Below are 19,572 nucleotides of genomic sequence, written 5' to 3'. Positions count from 1 at the left end.
AAAAAAGTTGATCCACCTCTTCACAAATTGGAAGTACAAAAAAACCAGCCCGAAGGCTGGTTCTTGTAAACTCAACAGTCTAGAGGGAAATTATTCCCACTCGATTGTCGCTGGTGGCTTACCAGAAATATCGTAAACAACACGTGAAATACCTTCAACTTCGTTGATAATACGGTTAGATACCTTACCTAGGAAGTCGTATGGTAGGTGTGCCCAATGCGCTGTCATAAAGTCGATAGTTTCAACTGCACGCAGTGATACCACCCAATCGTATTTACGACCGTCGCCCATTACGCCTACAGAACGAACTGGTAGGAATACCGTGAACGCTTGAGATACTTTGTCGTATAGGTCTGCTGCGTGAAGCTCTTCAATAAAGATAGCGTCAGCACGACGTAGCAAGTCACAGTATTCTTTCTTGATCTCGCCAAGAACGCGAACACCTAGACCAGGACCTGGGAATGGGTGGCGGTAAAGCATGTTGTACGGAAGACCTAGTTCTAGACCAATCTTACGAACTTCATCTTTGAACAACTCACGTAGTGGCTCAACTAGACCCATTTCCATATCGTCAGGTAGACCGCCCACGTTGTGGTGTGATTTGATCACGTGCGCTTTACCAGTTTTAGATGCTGCAGACTCGATTACGTCTGGGTAGATAGTGCCCTGAGCTAGCCATTTTGCGTTTTTCAGCTTCTTCGATTCTTCATCGAATACGTCTACGAACACGTGACCGATAGTCTTACGTTTTTCTTCTGGGTCAGACTTGCCTTTCAGCGCTTCAAGGAAACGCTCTTCTGCGTCAACTTTGATGATGTTTAGGCCGAACTTATCGCCGAACATATCCATTACTTGCTGACCTTCGTTTAGACGAAGCAGACCGTTATCCACGAATACACATGTAAGCTTGTCACCAATTGCACGGTGAACCAGCATAGCAACAACGGATGAATCTACACCACCAGAAAGACCTAGAATAACTTCATCGTCACCCACTTGCTCTTTAATACGAGCAACAGCGTCTTCGATGATAGATTCAGAGGTCCATAGACGCTCACAGCCACACACGCCAAGAACGAAGTTCTCTAGCATTTGTAGGCCACCTTTCGTGTGTGTTACTTCTGGGTGGAACTGAACGCCGTAGTATTTCTTCTCTTCGTTCGCCATTGCCGCGTAAGGACAAGTGTCTGTCTCACCGACTTTTACGAAGTCTGCTGGAATTTCTACAACTTTGTCACCGTGGCTCATCCAAACGTCTTGAGTCGCTTCAAGATCTTTGAAGATCGCAGATTCGCCAGAAACTTTTACTTGTGCGTAACCAAATTCACGCTCGTTTGAGCCCGCTACTTTACCACCTAGCTGTTCTGCCATGGTTTGCATGCCGTAACATACACCAAGTACAGGAACACCTGAGTCAAATACATATTGAGGAGCGCGAGGAGAGTTTTCTTCTGTAACGCTTTCTGGGCCACCAGAAAGGATGATGCCATCTGGGTTGAATTCGCGAATATCCGCTTCTTCTACGTCCCAGCTCCATAGTTCACAGTAAACGCCGATTTCACGTACGCGACGCGCAACTAATTGAGTGTACTGAGAACCGAAGTCCAAGATCAGAATACGTTGGTCATGGATATTTTTAGTCATTTTGAGCAGTCTTTTAAGGCTAAGTGATTAAAACCGAGGCGAGTGTACTCGCCTCTTCTTAATGCTTCAAGGAAAAAGCAAACGTTTACGTTAGGCTATTAGTTACCTAGACGGTAGTTTGGCGCTTCCTTAGTGATCTGAACGTCGTGTACGTGAGATTCTTGCATACCCGCACCAGAAATACGTACAAATTCAGCTTTAGTACGCATGTCTTCGATAGTTGCAGAACCCGTTAGACCCATGCTTGAACGTAGACCACCCATTTGTTGGTGTACGATCTCTTTTAGGCGGCCTTTGTATGCGATACGACCTTCGATGCCTTCTGGAACAAGCTTGTCTGCAGCGTTGTCAGACTGGAAGTAACGGTCAGAAGAACCTTGAGACATCGCGCCTAAAGAACCCATGCCACGGTAAGCTTTGTAAGAACGGCCGTTGTAAAGAATCACTTCGCCCGGCGCTTCTTCTGTACCTGCGAACATAGAACCAACCATCACACATGATGCGCCTGCTACGATTGCTTTACAGATATCACCAGAGAAACGGATACCGCCGTCAGCAATCACTGGGATACCGTATTCGTTAGCCACTTCAGCCGCGTCAGCGATTGCTGTGATTTGAGGAACACCAACACCCGTTACGATGCGAGTCGTACAGATAGAACCAGGGCCAATACCAACTTTCACTGCGCTTACGCCAGCTTCGATCAGTGCTTTCGCGCCAGCACCTGTTGCGACGTTACCGCCGATAATGTCTAGATCTGGGTACGCAGCACGAGTGTCACGAATACGTTGTAGAACGCCTTCTGAATGACCGTGAGAAGAATCGATAAGTAGTACGTCAACGCCTGCTTCTACAAGTGCAGCAACACGTTCTTCGTTACCCGCACCAGCACCAACAGCTGCGCCAACACGTAGACGACCGCGCTCATCTTTACATGCGTTTGGTTTACGTTCTGCTTTATGGAAGTCTTTAGCAGTGATCATACCGGTTAGTTTGAACTCATCGTTCACTACCAGTACTTTTTCAACGCGTGCTTCGTGCATTTTCTCTTGAACTTCTTCACGAGTTGCACCTTCTTTTACAGAAGCTAGACGCTCTTTAGGCGTCATTACCGCAGACACTTTCTTAGATAGGTCAGTCACAAAGCGTACGTCACGACCAGTGATGATACCCACTAGCTCGTTGTGCTCTGTTACTACAGGGAAACCTGCAAAACCGTGCTTTTCCGTCAGAGCGACTACATCGGCGATGGTTGCATCAGGATTCACAGTCACAGGGTCTGTTACCACACCAGCTTCGAACTTCTTAACTTTACGAACTTCTGCCGCTTGCTGCTCAATAGACATGTTCTTGTGGATAAAGCCAATGCCACCTTCCTGCGCAAGAGCGATAGCTAGACGGGCTTCCGTCACGGTGTCCATCGACGCAGAAATCATAGGGATGTTCAGACTGATGTTTTTCGTCAACTGAGTGCGAAGATCAGCTGTGTTTGGGAGAACGGTGGAGTGTGCTGGCACAAGTAGTACGTCATCGAATGTCAGCGCTTCTTTGGCAATTCTTAGCATTTGCAATATCTCACAATTAGAGGAGTAAAAAGAACAATCCAATCTCATCGTTTCGCATAATGAGGGTAACTGGTTTTAGTTAACAAGTTACATTTGGATTAGATATTGCGGAGGGATTATACGTTCAACGCAATCGCTTGACTACAAGTTTTTTAATTTTTTTCTTGCAATTACCCCCTTGCTATGTATTATATTGCCGCTAATTTCCATACTCACGTCTAAGAGATTAGCTGTGCTCTCCAAGACCAATCAGAACATCTTCACTGTTTCTCGTCTCAACGCAGAAGTTCGTTTACTCCTTGAAAACGAAATGGGGATCGTTTGGCTTGTCGGAGAGATATCCAACTTCTCTGCTCCTGTTTCCGGTCACTGGTACCTCACCCTTAAAGATTCTCGTGCTCAAGTAAAATGTGCCATGTTCCGTGGTAACAATCGTCGCGTTACTTTCAAACCTGCAAACGGCAATCAAGTTTTAGTTAAAGCCCGTCTGTCTCTGTATGAGCCACGTGGTGACTACCAATTGATCATCGAAAGCATGCAGCCTGAAGGCGATGGTCGCTTACAACAAGAGTTTGAAGAGCTTAAGATGAAGTTGGCAGCGGAAGGTTTGTTCGCTCAAACCAACAAACTGCCACTACCAGAACATCCAAAGCGTGTTGGTGTCATCACTTCTAAAACAGGTGCAGCGCTTTACGACATATTGGACGTTTTAAAACGCCGTGATCCTTCCCTACCCGTGGTGATTTATCCGACCATGGTCCAAGGTGATGACGCAGCCATTCAAATTGCCCAAGCAATCGGTCGTGCGAATAGCCGAAATGAATGTGATGTATTGATTGTTGGTCGTGGCGGCGGCTCTCTAGAAGACTTATGGTGCTTTAACAATGAGATCCTTGCTCGCACTATTGCTGCAAGTCAAATCCCGATCATTAGTGCTGTGGGCCATGAAGTCGACATGACGATTGCCGATTTTGTTGCCGATGTGCGAGCTCCTACTCCATCAGCTGCCGCTGAACTGGTTAGCCGTGACAATAGCCATAAAGATCAAGCTTTGGTGACTCGTCAACATAAATTGGCAAGTGCTATGCGTTACTACTTAGCGCAGCAAAAGCAGCAATCGGCTCAATTGATGCATCGTTTAGAGCGTCAGCATCCAAGCTACCAATTGCAGCGTCAGTCACAGCAACTCGATGAGCTGGATATGCGTTTGCGTAGAGCTATGCAGCGCTTCATCGATACACGTCAACAAGCCGTTGAGCGTAAACACCACCGTCTGCAATTAAACTCTCCTGTTAAACACTTAGCACAACAAAAATCGAGACTTGAACGTGTTGAGCACAAGCTATTAGACGCAATGGATCGAAAACTACTGACGATGCGTCATCAGTTAGCGATTGCGGCAGAGAAGTTAGATACCGTCAGTCCCCTAGCGACACTCAAGCGTGGTTACTCCATCACGCAAACAGAGCAAGGTAAGGTCGTTACAAGCGCAGATGATGTAAAAACGGGCGACCTTTTAGTCACCCGTTTGGCTAATGGTGAGATTCACTCTACCGTTAGTTAGCCGACTTTAAAATGAGCTTAATCAGCTGATTTTTTGAAACTCAAATCGCACACGAGATTTGGATTTGAGTTCATTACAGGTATTGCAGAAATAATTCGCAGCCCCACAAGCCTGAAGCTTTTCTAACTCAGCACCACAGTCCGGACAAAAACCTACTTTTTTGAAATCGGATTCACATTGGCCACAATGGTATTGGCCAGTCCATTCTAGTTCTACTTCGCAATCTGGACATTTGTTCTGTTGCATATCTCTCACCTTACTGTTTCACTCGCTCCAGTATTCACATTTTCTAACCGCTAACCTTGATGTATATCACCGTATGCAAGGTAATGGGTTTACTTCACGAGAAGCTTACTTTAAGAAAGATCTTATTCTGATCATCGGATATTTACCATTTGATCAGCGATCACCCCCTAAAAGAATATTTATATAACCACACACCGAAAGCATAAGTTACATATTCTGCATTCCAATTTAAAGAAGCATAAAACACCAAAATTAAATTCAAAAAAAGAAAAAACAGAATTTAATAAAAAGATCTAATTGGAAAAGCAAGCTATTACATCGGTGTGCATTTCAATCGTTTGTGAATCCATTTCGACCAACTTGACGTGTATCGAGCCAAAGTCACTCAAATGCTCTGCGTGCGTTCCTCCACAAGGGATCACGGCCAATTCTCCCTCTCCCAAGTCACATTTCCAAAAACGCGAATCGGTCAAGTTGTCACCATGGCAGTCCATAATGATCGCCGCGTCTCTTTCCAGCCAAAGCTTCAATTGTGCATTCACCTGACCCTCTATTTTCTCTAAGTCTGACAGCATTTCTGCGCTGTTTAGGCCTCTTTTACGGAGTGTTTTACCTAAACGGTAAGTATCTAGGCACTTGTCTGGTGTTACAAAGCTGGCTTCTTGGGCATAACTATTAAAATCATAGTTGCCATGTGGGTCTTTACGATCTGCATCTTTACGCCAGTAACTGGCAGCGAGGACTTTATTTAGGGCTAAATAGGCGAGATGACCTGCACTGTGTCCACGACTCAATGCTTGTTGGTACTCTTTATCCACTTTCAGCGTCACTCGTGTACCTTGAGATAGAGTGTCAACAAGCGCTAATACATGTACGACAACAAATAACCAACCTTCTGTATCGCGCTTTACAGGGATTGCCGCTCCAACAAATAACTCTCCGGTTGCCACTTCAATGGCACCAACTTGACAATCAATCACTTCAAATTGTTGATCATTAAATACTAAGATGCCTTTATCTGCGGGATGATCAGACCAGATATGGCTAACGGGATGAAACGGAGTCACGTCGGTGACTACGTAGGTCACTTCATTGTGGTTTTGAACGAGTTGAATCTGAGCGTCCAACTGCCAAGTTTGATGGCAGAAACGGGTTTGTGTCGCGGGAATCGTCATGCTTTGCTTATCTTTGTGAATGTAAGAAGTTAAGGTTTTGTGCTGAGCATTTGAAGATACAGGAATCTGCACGTCATCACTAATATCACTAGAGGAAAACCGCGCAGAAGAACATTGTGATAATGATGAAAGTAAGGTTTAGAAAAGGACACATCTCACATCACTTTTAGAGGTTGCAAAAAACAGATAAAAAAATACCCAAGTAAAAACTTGGGTATCTTCAAATACTTAAATTATTTTTTGCGGTTTTTAACCACAGACATCATACGTTTACGCTTACGCTCTTGAGACAAGGTTAGCTTGTTCGCACGATTCTCAAACGGGTTTTCGCTATTCTGGAAGTTGATACGAATTGGCGTACCCATAATTTCCAGTGACTTGCGGAAGTAGTTCATCAAGTAACGCTTGTATGAATCCGGAAGTTCACGAACCATGTTACCGTGAATCACGACGATTGGTGGGTTGTAACCACCTGCGTGCGCGTATTTTAGCTTGATACGACGGCCACGAACCATTGGTGGTTGGTGATCATCAGTCGCCATCTTCATGATACGAGTCAAAACAGAGGTACCAACACGTGTCGTTGCCGACTTGTACGCTTCTTGGATAGACTCAAACAAGTGACCAACACCAGTACCGTGCAGTGCAGAAATAAAGTGAATACGAGCAAAGTCTACGAAACCTAGGCGGCGGTCTAGCTCTTTCTTCACGTTCTCTTTTACTTCGTTATCTAGACCATCCCACTTGTTTACCGCTAGTACGATTGAACGACCGGCGTTCAATGCAAAACCTAGCAGGCTCAAGTCTTGGTCAGAGATGTTTTCACGTGCGTCGATAACCAATAGCACTACGTTTGCGTCTTCGACGGCTTTCAACGTTTTAACAACGGAGAATTTCTCAACCGTTTCGTTAATACGACCACGACGACGTACACCCGCAGTATCAATGATTACATACTCACGGCCATCACGTTCCATAGGAATGTAGATTGAGTCACGAGTTGTGCCTGGCATGTCGTATACCACAACACGTTCTTCACCAAGAATACGGTTGGTTAACGTCGACTTACCAACGTTTGGACGACCAATGATTGCTAGTTTGATTGGCTGTTCTTGTAGACGTTGGAACTCCGCTTCCGCTTCTTCTTCGGTGTATTCATCTGGTGCAATTTCAGCATCTTCAAATTCTGTCAGATCTTCAATCTCACCTTCTTCTGATTCACTTGTTAGTAAATCATCAAAGAATGGAGCTAGCGCACGCTCAAGCAATGCTGTAACACCACGACCGTGTGCAGCCGCGATTTGGTACATGTCATCAACACCAAGCTGCCAGAAATCAGCACACGCAGCGTCAGCATCAATACCATCAATTTTGTTTACCACCAGCATCGCTGGTTTTTCAATTTTACGCAGATGCGCCGCAATCGCTTCATCAGCAGGTGTAAGACCAGCACGACCGTCAACAAGGAATAGCACGACGTCAGCTTCATCAATCGCTGCTAGCGACTGCTCTGCCATTTTGGTTTCCACGCCTTCTTCTGTGCCATCAATACCGCCAGTATCAATGACAATGAATTCGTGCTCTTCATCAAGACGAGCTTGGCCGTATTTACGGTCTCGCGTTAGGCCTGGAAAGTCCGCAACCAACGCGTCACGTGTGCGTGTCAATCGGTTAAATAGTGTAGATTTACCTACGTTCGGACGCCCTACTAGAGCAACAACAGGTACCATAACAACCTCTACAATAATCTTTCTTCTGTAGTTATAGGTAACGACTTGCCCGATGCCAAATCAAGCCAGCTTTTTACCTATAACCACGTCAGGGTTAAAAATTTCAAACAACAAAACGGCTCCTAACTGTCACCAGCCAGGAGCCGAATGTGAATTATATCACGATATTATTCGTTAATGGTTAGTTTCTTTACATCGCCGTTGCGAGTTGTAATGACATAACCATCAGACAATAGAGTCGGACCAACCGCAAAACCACTGTCATCAACGAATTGTTGAGCTACGAACTCACCCGTCGAACGATCTAACCAGTGCAGGTAACCTAGGGTATCACCTAAAACTAAATAGTTACCGACGATAACTGGCGCAGTTAACTGACGGTGTTCTAATAGGCTATTTTCCCACAGTTCAGTACCGCTTCGAGCATCAACCGCGACCACGTGATCTTTTTCGGTGATAACAAAGATACGACTGCCGTCCGTTGCGATATCGTTCGCTGACGAATAATTACGCTTCCAGATTGGGTTAGCCGAACGCAAATCAATAGCGATCAACTGACCATTGTATCCAATGGTGAAAAGAGTTCCGCCCAGTACAATAGGAGAAGAGTCAACGTCAACCAGACGGTCAATTTCCGTAGCGCCTTTCGGTGTGCCTACTGGTTGTTGCCAAATAAGCTGACCACGCTCCACAATCGCTGCGGCTAGTCGACCATTTGCCGTACCCCAGAAAACACCACCACCAATCGCAGTTGGAGTGCTGTCTCCGCGTAGTGTCAGGTTTGGAACTTCAGTACTTAGTGCCCAGCGCTGCTCACCAGAGCTTTCATCCAAAGCAATCAACATACCACGGCTGGTATTTACGATGATCAAGCCTGAATCCGCAACGGGTTTCGCCAGAACTTCACCACCGACTTTAATGCGCCAAATGATTTCACCAGTTTCTTGGCTTAGTGCAATCACTTCACCATTTTCAGAACCGATGTAAAGATGTTCGTACGCCGCAGTAATACCGCCAGACAGACGAGCAATCACGTCTTCTTCCAGATCGGTTTGCCATAATTGCTTACCATTTTCTGGATCAAGCGCTTTCACCAAACCATCACGGCTCGCGACAAACAACATGTCGTTTGCGTAGACAGGAGAAAGCTTTGAGAAGTAATGACCAACACCATCACCAATCGATGTGCTCCATTCACTCTTGGTCGTAAACTGGCTATCTACCTGCGGTAGTGGTGCCATAACGATGGTATCTTCCTCGCCAGCACAACCAGCTAGGATGCCCACCGTTAATGCCCCTAACAAGGCTTTCTTAAAGACTCTTTTCATCCAATGCGGTCCTTATTATTTCGCCAAGTCGTCCAATTTCATTTGCAGTGTTGGGCTTGCATCTGCTGCTTGCTGCGCTTCTGTGTAAGCCGCGTAAGCTGCATCTTTGTCACCTTGACGAAGTGCAATATCACCACGCAATTCAGCAATGCGACCAGCCCATGCTGTATCTGTCACTTTGCCTAGCTCAGTGTTTGCAGCATCAAAGTTACCCATTTCTGTCTCGATACGAGCGATGCGGTAGCTAATTAGTGGAGATAATGCAGCATCTTTCGTATTGCTTTGAGCCCATTTAAGTTGCTCAAGAGCAGCAGCAAAGTCTTTCGCTTCGACTTGTGCTTTTGCTAGTTGCAGAGCAGCCAATACTGAATATTCTTTAACTTCGTTCGATTCGATAAAAGCTTGCACATCTGATTGTGCATCTACGCCTTTTTCTTGCAGCGTATTCATTGCGGTTGTGTAGCTTTGCGAAGCTGTTTCACTCGCCTGAATCACAGTATCCTGGTAGTAACGCCAGCCAAATAGACCACCTAAGCCAACAACAGCACCGATGATGACGGCTTTACCGTTTTCCTTCCACCAGTCTTTAATAGCTTCAACTTGTTGTTCTTCAGTATCGTAAAGTTCCACTTCCTGTCCTCTTAAAACATGTAAATGGCAGCAAAGCTGCCATTGCTCCTATTTCGTCGAAAGGCTCCGATTTGGGGAGCCTTATTGTTACAAACTAGGATTTAATCTTTAGCTTATTAAAAGACTTAAATCAGTGCTGCGATCTTCTCAGCAACTTCAGCTTGGTTGTAAGTCTCTTGCTCACCACCAACTAAGTCTTTTAGTACAACGGTATTGTCGGCAACTTCGTTTTCACCCAGAACCAATGCTACAACAGCACCTACTTTATCTGCGCGTTTAAACTGTTTCTTGAAGTTACCGCCACCGAAGTGATTCATCACGCGAACGCCTGAAATAGCTTCACGAAGCCGCTCTGCTAGCTTCATACCTGCAATCATGGTGCCTTCACCTGCAGTTACTACGTAAACATCCACACTGCGACGTACGTCTGTAAGCTCTAAAGTTTCCAACATAAGAACTAGACGCTCTAGACCCATTGCAAAGCCAACTGCTGGTGTTGGTTTGCCACCAAGTTGCTCTACAAGACCGTCGTAGCGACCACCGCCACACACAGTGCCTTGAGCACCTAGGCTTTCCGTGATCCACTCAAATACCGTGCGGTTGTAGTAATCCAGACCACGAACAAGACGTTCGTTAACTGTGTATTCGATACCTGCTGCGTCTAAAAGTTCACATAGACCTGCGAAGTGTGCTTTAGATTCTTCACCTAAGTACTCAGAAAGACGCGGTGCATCGCCTAAAATAGCCTGAATGTCAGGGTTCTTCGTATCCAGAACACGCAGTGGGTTAGTGTGCATGCGGCGCTTACAATCTTCGTCTAGCACATCGATATGTTGCTCAAGGAAGGCAACCAGCGCTGTACGGTAGTCTGCGCGATCTTCTTGAGAACCGATTGAGTTCAGCTCAAGACGAACGTGCTTGTCGATACCTAATTCACGCCATAGACGTGCAGTCATCATGATAAGCTCGGCGTCAACGTCTGGGCCATTTAGACCAAACACTTCCACACCACATTGGTGGAATTGACGGTAACGACCTTTCTGCGGACGCTCATGGCGGAACATAGGCCCCATGTACCACAGACGCTGTTCGTCACGGTTGATCAGGCTATTTTGAATACATGAACGTACACAACCCGCAGTACCTTCAGGGCGAAGTGTTAGGCTGTCTCCGTTACGATCATCAAAGGTGTACATTTCTTTTGAAACGACGTCTGTCTCTTCACCAACAGCGCGGCTGAATAGGTTTGTTTCTTCAACGATTGGCATGCGCACTTCGTTATAACCGTATGCGCTAATTACATTTTTCACTGTGTTTTCAAGTTTCTGCCACAGCGGAGATTGAGTTGGGAGACAATCGTTCATGCCTCGGATTGCTTGGATTGTTTTTGCCACAATACTTACCGTAATACTCGTTGAGATTAATCTTGTACTTTTACTTCAATGCGATTTTCGCTATCCATCATAGACGCTTTCGCACGGATCTTTGCTTCTAGCTGATTCACAAGGTCATTGTTATCGAAACGCTCTTTTTGACGTTTTCCGTCTTCATAGAACGCACTCTTCTTGTTGCTACCCGCAAGACCCAAATGGGAAACCTCAGCTTCACCAGGACCATTTACCACACAGCCAATAATAGACACATCCATTGGTGTGATGATGTCTTCTAAACGCTGCTCAAGCGCATTTACGGTACCAATAACATCGAATTCTTGGCGTGAACAACTAGGGCAAGCAATAAAGTTGATGCCACGAGAGCGAATACGCAAAGATTTCAGAATATCGAAACCGACTTTGATTTCTTCGACTGGATCAGCAGCTAAAGAGATACGTAACGTATCACCAATACCTTCCGATAAAAGCATGCCCAAGCCAACTGCTGACTTCACAGCACCTGCGCGCGCACCACCAGCTTCAGTAATACCTAAGTGAAGTGGCTGGTCGATTTTCTTCGCTAGCAAGCGGTAAGAATCAACCGCAAGGAATACATCCGATGCTTTAACGCTGACTTTGAACTGATCAAAGTTAAGACGATCGAGATGATCCACATGACGCATCGCTGATTCAACTAGGGCTTCAGGCGTTGGTTCACCGTATTTCATCTGCAGATCTTTTTCCAAAGAGCCGCCATTAACGCCAATACGGATCGGGATATTCTTATCGCGCGCACAATCAACAACCGAGCGAATACGCTCTTCGTTACCAATGTTACCTGGGTTGATACGCAAACAATCGACGCCGTATTCCGCGACTTTCAGTGCGATACGGTAGTCAAAGTGAATATCAGCAACCAGAGGAACAGATACTTGCTGTTTGATCAGCTTAAACGCTTCTGCTGCTTCCATCGTTGGTACTGAAACACGGACGATGTCTGCGCCGACTTTTTCTAGTGCTCGGATTTGTGCGACTGTCGCTTCCACATCAGTCGTGCGAGTGTTAGTCATTGACTGTACGGCAATTGGCGCACCATCACCAATTGGCACATCACCCACATAAATACGCGTCGATTTACGACGAATAATTGGAGATTCGTGTTGCATAATTTTTTATAACGGTAGAGTGAATCTAGCTACTTTGCCTGAAGTATACCCAGAAAGGTCGACAGGTTCACTTGCAAATGTCATTGTTACACCTTCCGGTGCGCCTAATATCACTTTAAATGGCGCTTTTCCGGTAAGTTCCACGTCTTGACCCGGTTTCTGAGTGCCACTTACGAGCGTTTTGCCGTTTGTATCTTTTACTTGGATCCAGCAATCTGCTTTAAATTTCATGGTGAGCAGAGTCATACCTTCTGGCACTACAGGAGATGCTTCTTGAACCTCTTCTGCTGCTTCAATCAAAGCAACTGGTTCTTGAGTTGCTTCTGTTGTCGACTCTTCTGTTTCTGCAGGTACCACTTCATCAGTTTGCGCTGCATTGATGGATGATTCTGATGCTGTATTGTTTGATGCCGCTAGTTCTGCTGGAGTACTTGCGATCAGCTCTTCTTCGGTCATTAGATCAATATCAGCAATTTCATCGGCACTTGGTTGGCTTGTTTCAACATTAGCCTCTGCTACAACTTGAGCGAGACTATTTTCTTGCTGATTTTGCCACCACCAAGCTGCTGAGATACCGATGATGACAATGGCTATTACCCAAGTCAGCAACATAATTCGGCTGTTGTGTTTCTCGTGTTTGGTTTTACGAGAAAAGCTTTGCATTTCGATTTCTTGCTCTTTTGGCTTTACATCTGCCGTCTGTTCTAGAGCAACCAGCACCACTTTCTCATCTAGCCCGACAAACTTTGCGTAAGAACGCAAATAGCCGCGAGTGAATGTCGCTACTTGTTGAGATTCAAATCGGTTGTTTTCAATATCTTCAATAACAGAAACGCGAAGTCTCAGGCGATCAGCAACTTGCTTTTGAGTCATACCTAAAGATTCGCGTTTGTTTTTGAGTAATGTGCCCGCTTCAATCGAAAGCGGTACTTCATTGGTATTTTCGTGTTCTGTCATAATGGTGGTATTTAATCTGTTTTAGTAGCTAACACGGTTATTTATTTTCGTTGTTGTTCTTAAGCCTCATTTAAAGATAGCTAGCCTGTTCGCGTTAACCAAAATTATATTTTTAAGAAATTCTCAACAATTGAGTGTGAATACCCGTTTTGCAAAAATCAGCAAAGCGTATGAGAAAAAATGTTGAGAATAATCGGTGTCTTCATGAATGTTCTTCACCATGATAAGCGAATGTATAACGAAGACAAAAACTCTTTCCACTCAAACTAACAGATAGCTCAAGCTTTTGTCCAAACTTTGACACAGTAAATTGAAATAAACGCCAAAACCATTCAATTTCAGGGGTTACTTTACAAATACAACAAACAAAATAGCCAGAGCAAAGGCTCTGGCTATTTTTAATTTGGGGCAAATTATACCGCTTTTACGTCGATGGTTTCTGCACCGCGCGCAGCTTTTAAAGCCGCAGTACGTTTAGTACGGTCAATAACGTCACCGACTAACTGACCACATGCCGCATCAATATCATCACCACGTGTTTTACGAACCGTCACCGTATGCTCGTATTGCATCAATGTTTTTTGGAATCGGTCAATACGTGAGTTGCTTGGCTTCTTGTACGGAGAACCTGGGTACGGGTTAAACGGAATCAGGTTGATCTTACATGGTGTGTCTTTCATCAACTCAGCCAGCTCGCGTGCGTGGTCCATGTCATCGTTCACATGATCAAGCAACACGTACTCGACTGTTACTTTGCCACGGTTTGCGTTCGAAGATGCGATGTAACGACGAACTGACGCTAAGAAGTCTTGAATATCCCAACGATCGTTGATTGGCATGATTTCACTACGTAGCTTATCGTTTGGCGCATGTAGGGAGATCGCCAATGCGACGTCAATCTTACCTGTCATCTGATCAAGACCAGAAACCACACCTGAAGTTGATACAGTAACGCGACGTTTAGAAAGACCAAAACCAAGATCATCAAGCATGATTTCTAGCGCAGGGATTAGGTTCTTCATGTTTAGAAGAGGCTCACCCATACCCATCATTACGACGTTAGTGATTGGACGACGACCAGTTTCTTTTTGCAAACCGATTTCACGTGCAGCACGCCACACCTGACCGATGATTTCAGATACTTTTAGGTTACGGTTGAAGCCCTGTTGAGCGGTCGAACAGAACTTACACTCCAACGCACAACCTACCTGAGAAGATACACATAACGTCGCGCGATCCTCTTCTGGGATGTAAACCGTTTCTACGTCTTGGTCACCCACCTTCATTGCCCACTTAATCGTGCCGTCTGAAGAGTGCTGAGCTTCTGCAACCGTTGGGGCTTTAATTTCGCACTTGTGCTGCAGTTTTTCACGTAGTTTCTTGTTGATGTTCGTCATGTTGTCGAAGTCATCAACACCGAAATGGTAGATCCACTTCATAACCTGATCAGCACGAAACGCTTTCTCGCCTAGTTCTTCCGCGAAAAACTGACGCATGCCTTTGCGATCAAAGTCGAGTAGATTGATTTTTTCAGTAGTCATGTTGCCTCTCAATGACTGAAACAAGAATAAGGGCGCGAATTGTACAGCCTTTATGCAGCTACAACAAGAGGTCTAAAACCCTGTCTTTGCTAAGGCATTAAAAACACATCGGTTAAATATTAAACAACCCTACCAATACGCCTTCGAACTATTTCGATAATAAAAAGCCCCGGAATTATCCGAGGCTAACTATCTTTACGAGCACAAACTAACTACCGATTAGCGAGGGCAAATTTCTGACTCAGGGAAGAAGAACTCAATCTCACGAGCCGCTGATTCAGGACTATCTGAACCATGCACAGAGTTATAACGCATGCTTAGCGCGTAATCTGCGCGAAGTGTGCCTGCTGCCGCTTCTTCTGGGTTGGTTTTACCCATCAATTCGCGGTAACGTGCAATCGCATTTTCGCCTTCCAACACTTGAACCATAATAGGGCCAGAAGTCATGAACTCTTTTAGAGGTTGGAAGAATTCTTTACCTTCATGTTCTGCGTAAAAGCCGCTCGCCTGCTCTTCAGTCAGGTGAACCATTTTCGCAGCAATAATACGTAGGCCTGCCTTCTCGATTCGATTGTAGATTTCACCGATCAGGTTTCTTTCCACAGCGTCAGGCTTAACAATGGAAAACGTTCTTTCTAGAGCCATAAAGTTTCCTTTTTGTACTTGTAATAATAGTGTTTAAAAGTGACTTACTTGACTACGGCAGCGCCTAACTGACGCCACCATAAATATTATTTTTCTGCTTGCTCATTAAGAAGGCGAGCAAGAGTGCGGACACCCATACCAGTCGCGCCAGCCGCCCACTTGTCTGATGCAGACTTACGGTAAGTACCAGCACAATCGAAGTGCAACCAGCCTTTCTTGTAGTCTTCAACAAAGTAAGACAAAAATGCAGCAGCGGTACTTGCGCCTGGACTGTAGTCTCCTGAGCTGATGTTCGATAAGTCAGCGAAGTTTGACGGCAACATTCCACGGTGGAAATCAGCCAGAGGCAGTGGCCACAGGCCTTCTTTCTCTTTGTTTGCTGCGGTTAGCGCTTGATGAGAAAGTTCATCATCAAAGCTCATTAACGCGTGGTAGTCGTTACCCAATGCGTTTTTCGCCGCGCCGGTTAACGTTGCGCAGTCGATGATCAACTCAGGGTTATGCTCGCTTGCATAGATAAGACCATCGGCAAGTACCAAACGACCTTCTGCGTCGGTGTTCATGATCTCAACAGTCTTACCGTTTTTGTAGGTGATGATGTCGCCAAGCTTAAGCGCACGACCAGAAACCATATTCTCAGCACAACATAAGATCAGTTTTACGCGCTTGTTCAAACCACGCAAAATAGCTAACCCCAAACCGCCAGTAATCGTACCTGAACCGCCCATATCGGCTTTCATTGCACTCATAAAGTTTGAAGGCTTAAGGCTGTAACCGCCTGAATCAAACGTAATGCCTTTACCTACTAGACACGCGAATACTGGTGCGTTTTCATCGCCAGTCGGGTTGTAATCCAATTGCAGCATTGCTGATGTGCGATCCGAACCGCGACCAACCGCATAGATACCTTCCCAACCTTCCGCTAGTAGATCTTTATCTTTAACAATACGAGCCGTTACTGTGCCTTCTGGTGCGACAGATTTGATGAACTCAGCCGCCATCGTAGCAAGTTGACGAGGTGCAACTTCTTCCGCCGTTTTGTTGATGATATCGCGCGTAAAATCGGTCGCTTTAATGCGAGCTTGAAGTTCAGTTTGGTCTTCTTCAGAAAGCGCAGTCCATTCTAGTAAACCGTGTTTTTTCGGGTTGCGGTAACCTTGATGGAAAGCCCAGATGCTTTCCAAATCCCAATGTTCACCAGAAAGTAGAACAGAATGAATTCCTTGGCCATCTAGCTGACGAGCTGCACGCTGAATTGCACCAAGATCGTGACCTTCACCTAGGTGAATCGTCGCACCGTTTTCAGAGAATGAAAGTAGTGCTTTCTCACCCCAGTGTGGAGCAGCAGAATCTTGACTTAAAAATACAGACATCTGTGTAGACATGGTTTCTCCTTGTCTTATATCGGCGTAGCCTACGCCGCTTCTTTTTAATAACTCACGGATGTTAGCATTATGTAGGGTAAAAATGTCAACTTGATAAAAAAACGGACCTAGAGGTCCGCTTTTTTTAGTAAGAATTGTTAACTCAGCTGCGTTTTACCGCCGAATTGAGCATCAGTCTGCTTCGTCCATCCAGCACATGATGACCGCTTCTAGGATCTTTTCGTTACAATGGTTTGGCTCATCGTCAAACTCATCTAACTCCATGATCCATTGATGAAGATCGGTAAAACGCACGGTTTGTGGATCCACATCTGGAAACTTGTCACAAAGCTCAATCGCGATATCGCGAGAATCTGTCCATTTCATTGCTCATCTTCCTTTTTCTTCGCCCCTATTTTGGAGCGATAGTATTAATGATCTTCTGATGCGTGGTTTAGCGTGTATTTTGGAATTTCAACAACCAAGTCTTCATCCGCAACTTTCGCCTGACAACCAAGACGAGACTCAGGCTCAAGACCCCATGCTTTGTCTAGCATGTCATCTTCTAGCTCTTCGCTCTCTTCAAGAGAATCAAAACCTTCACGAATGATCACGTGGCAAGTAGTACAAGCACACGATTTTTCACACGCGTGTTCAATACCAATACCGTTTTTTAGTGCTACGTCTAGAACGGTTTCACCCGTCTTCGCTTCCAACACTGCGCCTTCTGGGCACAAATCTTCGTGTGGTAATACAATAATCTTAGGCATAACTACTTTCTCTTATATATCGTCTACTGATTGACCTGACAATGCAGCTCGAATCGATTTATCCATACGGCGTGACGCAAAGTCTTGGCTAGCTTTGTCTGTATCTTTGATACCTTGCTCAATGGCATTTGCATCATCACCATTACGCAGCTCAATCAGTGCTTCAATGGCTTTTAATAGATCTTGTTTTTCTTGCTCTGATAGTAGTTCATCACCATCAGCTTGCATTGCAGCGATCAAACCTTCAATCACCCGGTCGGCTTCAACGCGTTGTTCAGCTAACGCACGAGCTTGCATGTCTTCTTTGGCGTGAGTCATCGAATCACGCAGCATGTTCGCAACTTCGTTATCGCTTAAACCGTAAGAAGGTTTCACTTGAATTTCGGACTGAACACCAGTGCTCTTTTCCATTGCAGTCACAGATAGTAAACCGTCAGCATCAACTTGGTACGTCACTCGGATGTGCGCTGCACCTGCCGCCATAGGAGGAATACCTTTTAGTGAGAAACGCGCAAGTGAACGACAATCATCCACCATCTCGCGCTCACCTTGCACAACGTGCACGCTCATCGCTGTTTGACCATCTTTGAAAGTGGTAAACTCTTGCGCGCGAGCAACAGGAATCGTGGTGTTGCGCGGAATGATTTTCTCAACCAACCCACCCATGGTTTCAATACCCAATGATAATGGAATCACGTCAAGCAGCAGCATTTCAGAGTCAGGCTTGTTACCAGCAAGAATATCTGCTTGGATACCCGCACCAATAGCCACCACTTCATCAGGGTTGATGCTAGTGAGTGGTGTGCGACCAAAGAATTCGCCTACCATTTCACGGACAAGCAAGGTACGAGTTGAGCCACCAACCATCACCACTTCAAGTACTTCCTCCGCTTCTACGTCAGCATCTTTCAGTGCACGACGACAAGACATCAGAGTTTTCTTCACGAGTGGGCGAATCAGATCTTCGAACTGCTCGCGTGTTACAGTGCCTTTCCAGCCAAACACGTCAACTTCTACGCTGTCTTGCTCAGAGAAAGCAATTTTGGTCGCCGTTGCAATGTTCAGTAATGCACGGTTTTTCTCAGCAGAAAGCGGCGCTTCTAGGCCAGCTTGCTCCATTAGGTAATCCGCTAATAGGTGGTCAAAGTCATCACCGCCAAGTGCAGAGTCGCCGCCTGTTGCTAATACTTCAAATACGCCTTTCGACAAACGTAGGATAGAGATATCGAACGTACCGCCACCTAAATCGTAAACGGCAATCACGCCCTCTTGACCTGAATCCAGACCGTAGGCAATCGCCGCTGCGGTTGGCTCATTAAGAAGACGCAGTACATGTAAACCCGCTAGCTTAGCCGCATCTTTCGTGCCCGCGCGTTGCGCGTCATCGAAGTACGCAGGAACGGTAATTACCACGCCCGCAAGCTCTCCACCCAGCGTTTCTTCTGCACGTTTACCTAGCGCTTTTAGAATATCTGCAGACACTTCAATCGGGTTTTTATCCCCTTGAGCAGTTTGCAGTACTGGTAAGCCATTATCACTCTCTTTAAAACGGTAAGGTAATGATGGGTAGCGAGATTGAATGTCTTTTAGCGAGCGGCCAATCAAGCGTTTCACTGAGATAATGGTGTTCTCAGGTTCAAACTCTGCTTTGGCTTTCGCATCGTAACCAACCACTGTTGATTCTGCTGAGTAATTCACCACCGATGGCAAAATGCTACGACCTTGCTCATCATTTAATGTGGTGGCATCGCCACTGCGTACAGAAGCGACCAAAGAGTTGGTAGTACCTAAGTCGATACCAGCCGCTAACTTATGCTCATGAGGTGCCGAGCTTTGGCCCGGTTCTGCGATTTGAAGTAGTGCCATGATTGGTC

General features: G+C 45.6%; 17 protein-coding genes. 1 reads left to right on the top strand and 16 read right to left on the bottom strand.

What is annotated here, in order from left to right; genetic code table 11:
• Window positions 1–90: 90 nt before the first annotated feature.
• Both guaA and guaB read right to left on the bottom strand, forming a co-directional pair.
• A complete protein-coding gene (gene guaA / locus ACF8CV_RS11875) occupies window positions 91–1,644 on the bottom strand; it encodes a glutamine-hydrolyzing GMP synthase (protein ID WP_005460250.1) in 1,554 nt (517 codons plus the stop codon).
• Between the two features lie 98 nt (window positions 1,645–1,742).
• A complete protein-coding gene (gene guaB / locus ACF8CV_RS11870) occupies window positions 1,743–3,209 on the bottom strand; it encodes an IMP dehydrogenase (protein WP_005460229.1) in 1,467 nt (488 codons plus the stop codon).
• Window positions 3,210–3,441: 232 nt separating this feature from the next.
• On the opposite strand from guaB, the gene xseA reads away from it, so the two are divergent.
• Entirely contained in the window at window positions 3,442–4,773 is a 1,332-nt protein-coding gene (gene xseA / locus ACF8CV_RS11865; RefSeq protein ID WP_025558838.1) for an exodeoxyribonuclease VII large subunit, read from the top strand.
• A 21-nt stretch (window positions 4,774–4,794) separates the two neighbouring features.
• Here xseA and ACF8CV_RS11860 read toward each other — a convergent pair whose 3' ends face one another.
• The 14 genes from ACF8CV_RS11860 to hscA form a co-directional block, all read right to left on the bottom strand.
• On the bottom strand, window positions 4,795–5,019 hold the full coding sequence (locus tag ACF8CV_RS11860; protein ID WP_005460239.1) for a zinc ribbon domain-containing protein: 225 nt from the start codon (window positions 5,017–5,019) through the stop codon (window positions 4,795–4,797).
• 293 nt (window positions 5,020–5,312) lie between these two features.
• Window positions 5,313–6,194 carry an alanyl-tRNA editing protein gene (locus ACF8CV_RS11855; protein WP_138938492.1) on the bottom strand — a complete coding sequence of 294 codons (882 nt, stop codon included), beginning with the start codon at window positions 6,192–6,194 and terminating at the stop codon, window positions 5,313–5,315.
• 233 nt (window positions 6,195–6,427) lie between these two features.
• The gene (gene der, locus ACF8CV_RS11850) at window positions 6,428–7,924 is read right to left on the bottom strand and encodes a ribosome biogenesis GTPase Der (protein WP_005483018.1); all 1,497 of its coding nucleotides are present in this window, start codon (window positions 7,922–7,924) and stop codon (window positions 6,428–6,430) included.
• Between the two features lie 167 nt (window positions 7,925–8,091).
• Complete coding sequence (gene bamB / locus ACF8CV_RS11845) at window positions 8,092–9,252, bottom strand: outer membrane protein assembly factor BamB (RefSeq protein ID WP_005460257.1); 1,161 nt, start codon at window positions 9,250–9,252, stop codon at window positions 8,092–8,094.
• 15 nt (window positions 9,253–9,267) lie between these two features.
• Complete coding sequence (locus tag ACF8CV_RS11840) at window positions 9,268–9,882, bottom strand: YfgM family protein (RefSeq protein WP_005460236.1); 615 nt, start codon at window positions 9,880–9,882, stop codon at window positions 9,268–9,270.
• A 125-nt stretch (window positions 9,883–10,007) separates the two neighbouring features.
• Complete coding sequence (hisS, locus tag ACF8CV_RS11835) at window positions 10,008–11,276, bottom strand: histidine--tRNA ligase (protein ID WP_029822126.1); 1,269 nt, start codon at window positions 11,274–11,276, stop codon at window positions 10,008–10,010.
• A gap of 26 nt (window positions 11,277–11,302) precedes the next feature.
• Window positions 11,303–12,421, bottom strand: coding sequence for a flavodoxin-dependent (E)-4-hydroxy-3-methylbut-2-enyl-diphosphate synthase (gene ispG / locus ACF8CV_RS11830; protein ID WP_005496320.1), 1,119 nt, complete (start codon window positions 12,419–12,421; stop codon window positions 11,303–11,305).
• Window positions 12,422–12,427: 6 nt separating this feature from the next.
• Complete coding sequence (gene rodZ / locus ACF8CV_RS11825) at window positions 12,428–13,378, bottom strand: cytoskeleton protein RodZ (protein ID WP_020904181.1); 951 nt, start codon at window positions 13,376–13,378, stop codon at window positions 12,428–12,430.
• A gap of 413 nt (window positions 13,379–13,791) precedes the next feature.
• Window positions 13,792–14,919 (bottom strand): bifunctional tRNA (adenosine(37)-C2)-methyltransferase TrmG/ribosomal RNA large subunit methyltransferase RlmN, encoded by a 1,128-nt coding sequence (locus ACF8CV_RS11820; protein ID WP_015296287.1) that lies wholly within the window; start codon window positions 14,917–14,919, stop codon window positions 13,792–13,794.
• Window positions 14,920–15,138: 219 nt separating this feature from the next.
• Window positions 15,139–15,564: a nucleoside-diphosphate kinase gene (gene ndk / locus ACF8CV_RS11815; protein WP_020840136.1), complete on the bottom strand. Its 426-nt coding sequence runs from the start codon at window positions 15,562–15,564 to the stop codon at window positions 15,139–15,141.
• An 86-nt stretch (window positions 15,565–15,650) separates the two neighbouring features.
• Window positions 15,651–16,949, bottom strand: coding sequence for an aminopeptidase PepB (pepB, locus tag ACF8CV_RS11810; RefSeq protein ID WP_021453899.1), 1,299 nt, complete (start codon window positions 16,947–16,949; stop codon window positions 15,651–15,653).
• 171 nt (window positions 16,950–17,120) lie between these two features.
• Window positions 17,121–17,315: a Fe-S cluster assembly protein IscX gene (gene iscX / locus ACF8CV_RS11805; protein WP_005460231.1), complete on the bottom strand. Its 195-nt coding sequence runs from the start codon at window positions 17,313–17,315 to the stop codon at window positions 17,121–17,123.
• A 44-nt stretch (window positions 17,316–17,359) separates the two neighbouring features.
• The gene (gene fdx / locus ACF8CV_RS11800) at window positions 17,360–17,698 is read right to left on the bottom strand and encodes an ISC system 2Fe-2S type ferredoxin (RefSeq protein ID WP_005460237.1); all 339 of its coding nucleotides are present in this window, start codon (window positions 17,696–17,698) and stop codon (window positions 17,360–17,362) included.
• 12 nt (window positions 17,699–17,710) lie between these two features.
• On the bottom strand, window positions 17,711–19,564 hold the full coding sequence (gene hscA, locus ACF8CV_RS11795) for a Fe-S protein assembly chaperone HscA (protein WP_015296286.1): 1,854 nt from the start codon (window positions 19,562–19,564) through the stop codon (window positions 17,711–17,713).
• Window positions 19,565–19,572 lie beyond the last annotated feature (8 nt).

Source organism: Vibrio sp. zbq_1, assembly GCF_043102935.1.
Classification (GTDB): Bacteria; Pseudomonadota; Gammaproteobacteria; order Enterobacterales; family Vibrionaceae; genus Vibrio; species Vibrio parahaemolyticus.
The sequence above is the reverse complement of the archived record's forward strand: the minus strand, read 5'-3'. Positions and strand labels throughout refer to the sequence as shown.

What these genes read in the sequence shown, in the direction of transcription:
- fdx (WP_005460237.1), bottom strand. Translation starts at nt 17,698, where the DNA reads ATGCCTAAGATTATTGTATTACCACACGAAGATTTGTGCCCAGAAGGC.
- iscX (WP_005460231.1), bottom strand. Translation starts at nt 17,315, where the DNA reads ATGAAATGGACAGATTCTCGCGATATCGCGATTGAGCTTTGTGACAAG.
- hscA (WP_015296286.1), bottom strand. Translation starts at nt 19,564, where the DNA reads ATGGCACTACTTCAAATCGCAGAACCGGGCCAAAGCTCGGCACCTCAT.
- ACF8CV_RS11860 (WP_005460239.1), bottom strand. Translation starts at nt 5,019, where the DNA reads ATGCAACAGAACAAATGTCCAGATTGCGAAGTAGAACTAGAATGGACT.
- ndk (WP_020840136.1), bottom strand. Translation starts at nt 15,564, where the DNA reads ATGGCTCTAGAAAGAACGTTTTCCATTGTTAAGCCTGACGCTGTGGAA.
- der (WP_005483018.1), bottom strand. Translation starts at nt 7,924, where the DNA reads ATGGTACCTGTTGTTGCTCTAGTAGGGCGTCCGAACGTAGGTAAATCT.
- guaB (WP_005460229.1), bottom strand. Translation starts at nt 3,209, where the DNA reads ATGCTAAGAATTGCCAAAGAAGCGCTGACATTCGATGACGTACTACTT.
- rodZ (WP_020904181.1), bottom strand. Translation starts at nt 13,378, where the DNA reads ATGACAGAACACGAAAATACCAATGAAGTACCGCTTTCGATTGAAGCG.
- ACF8CV_RS11855 (WP_138938492.1), bottom strand. Translation starts at nt 6,194, where the DNA reads ATGACGATTCCCGCGACACAAACCCGTTTCTGCCATCAAACTTGGCAG.
- guaA (WP_005460250.1), bottom strand. Translation starts at nt 1,644, where the DNA reads ATGACTAAAAATATCCATGACCAACGTATTCTGATCTTGGACTTCGGT.
- ispG (WP_005496320.1), bottom strand. Translation starts at nt 12,421, where the DNA reads ATGCAACACGAATCTCCAATTATTCGTCGTAAATCGACGCGTATTTAT.
- bamB (WP_005460257.1), bottom strand. Translation starts at nt 9,252, where the DNA reads ATGAAAAGAGTCTTTAAGAAAGCCTTGTTAGGGGCATTAACGGTGGGC.
- ACF8CV_RS11820 (WP_015296287.1), bottom strand. Translation starts at nt 14,919, where the DNA reads ATGACTACTGAAAAAATCAATCTACTCGACTTTGATCGCAAAGGCATG.
- pepB (WP_021453899.1), bottom strand. Translation starts at nt 16,949, where the DNA reads ATGTCTACACAGATGTCTGTATTTTTAAGTCAAGATTCTGCTGCTCCA.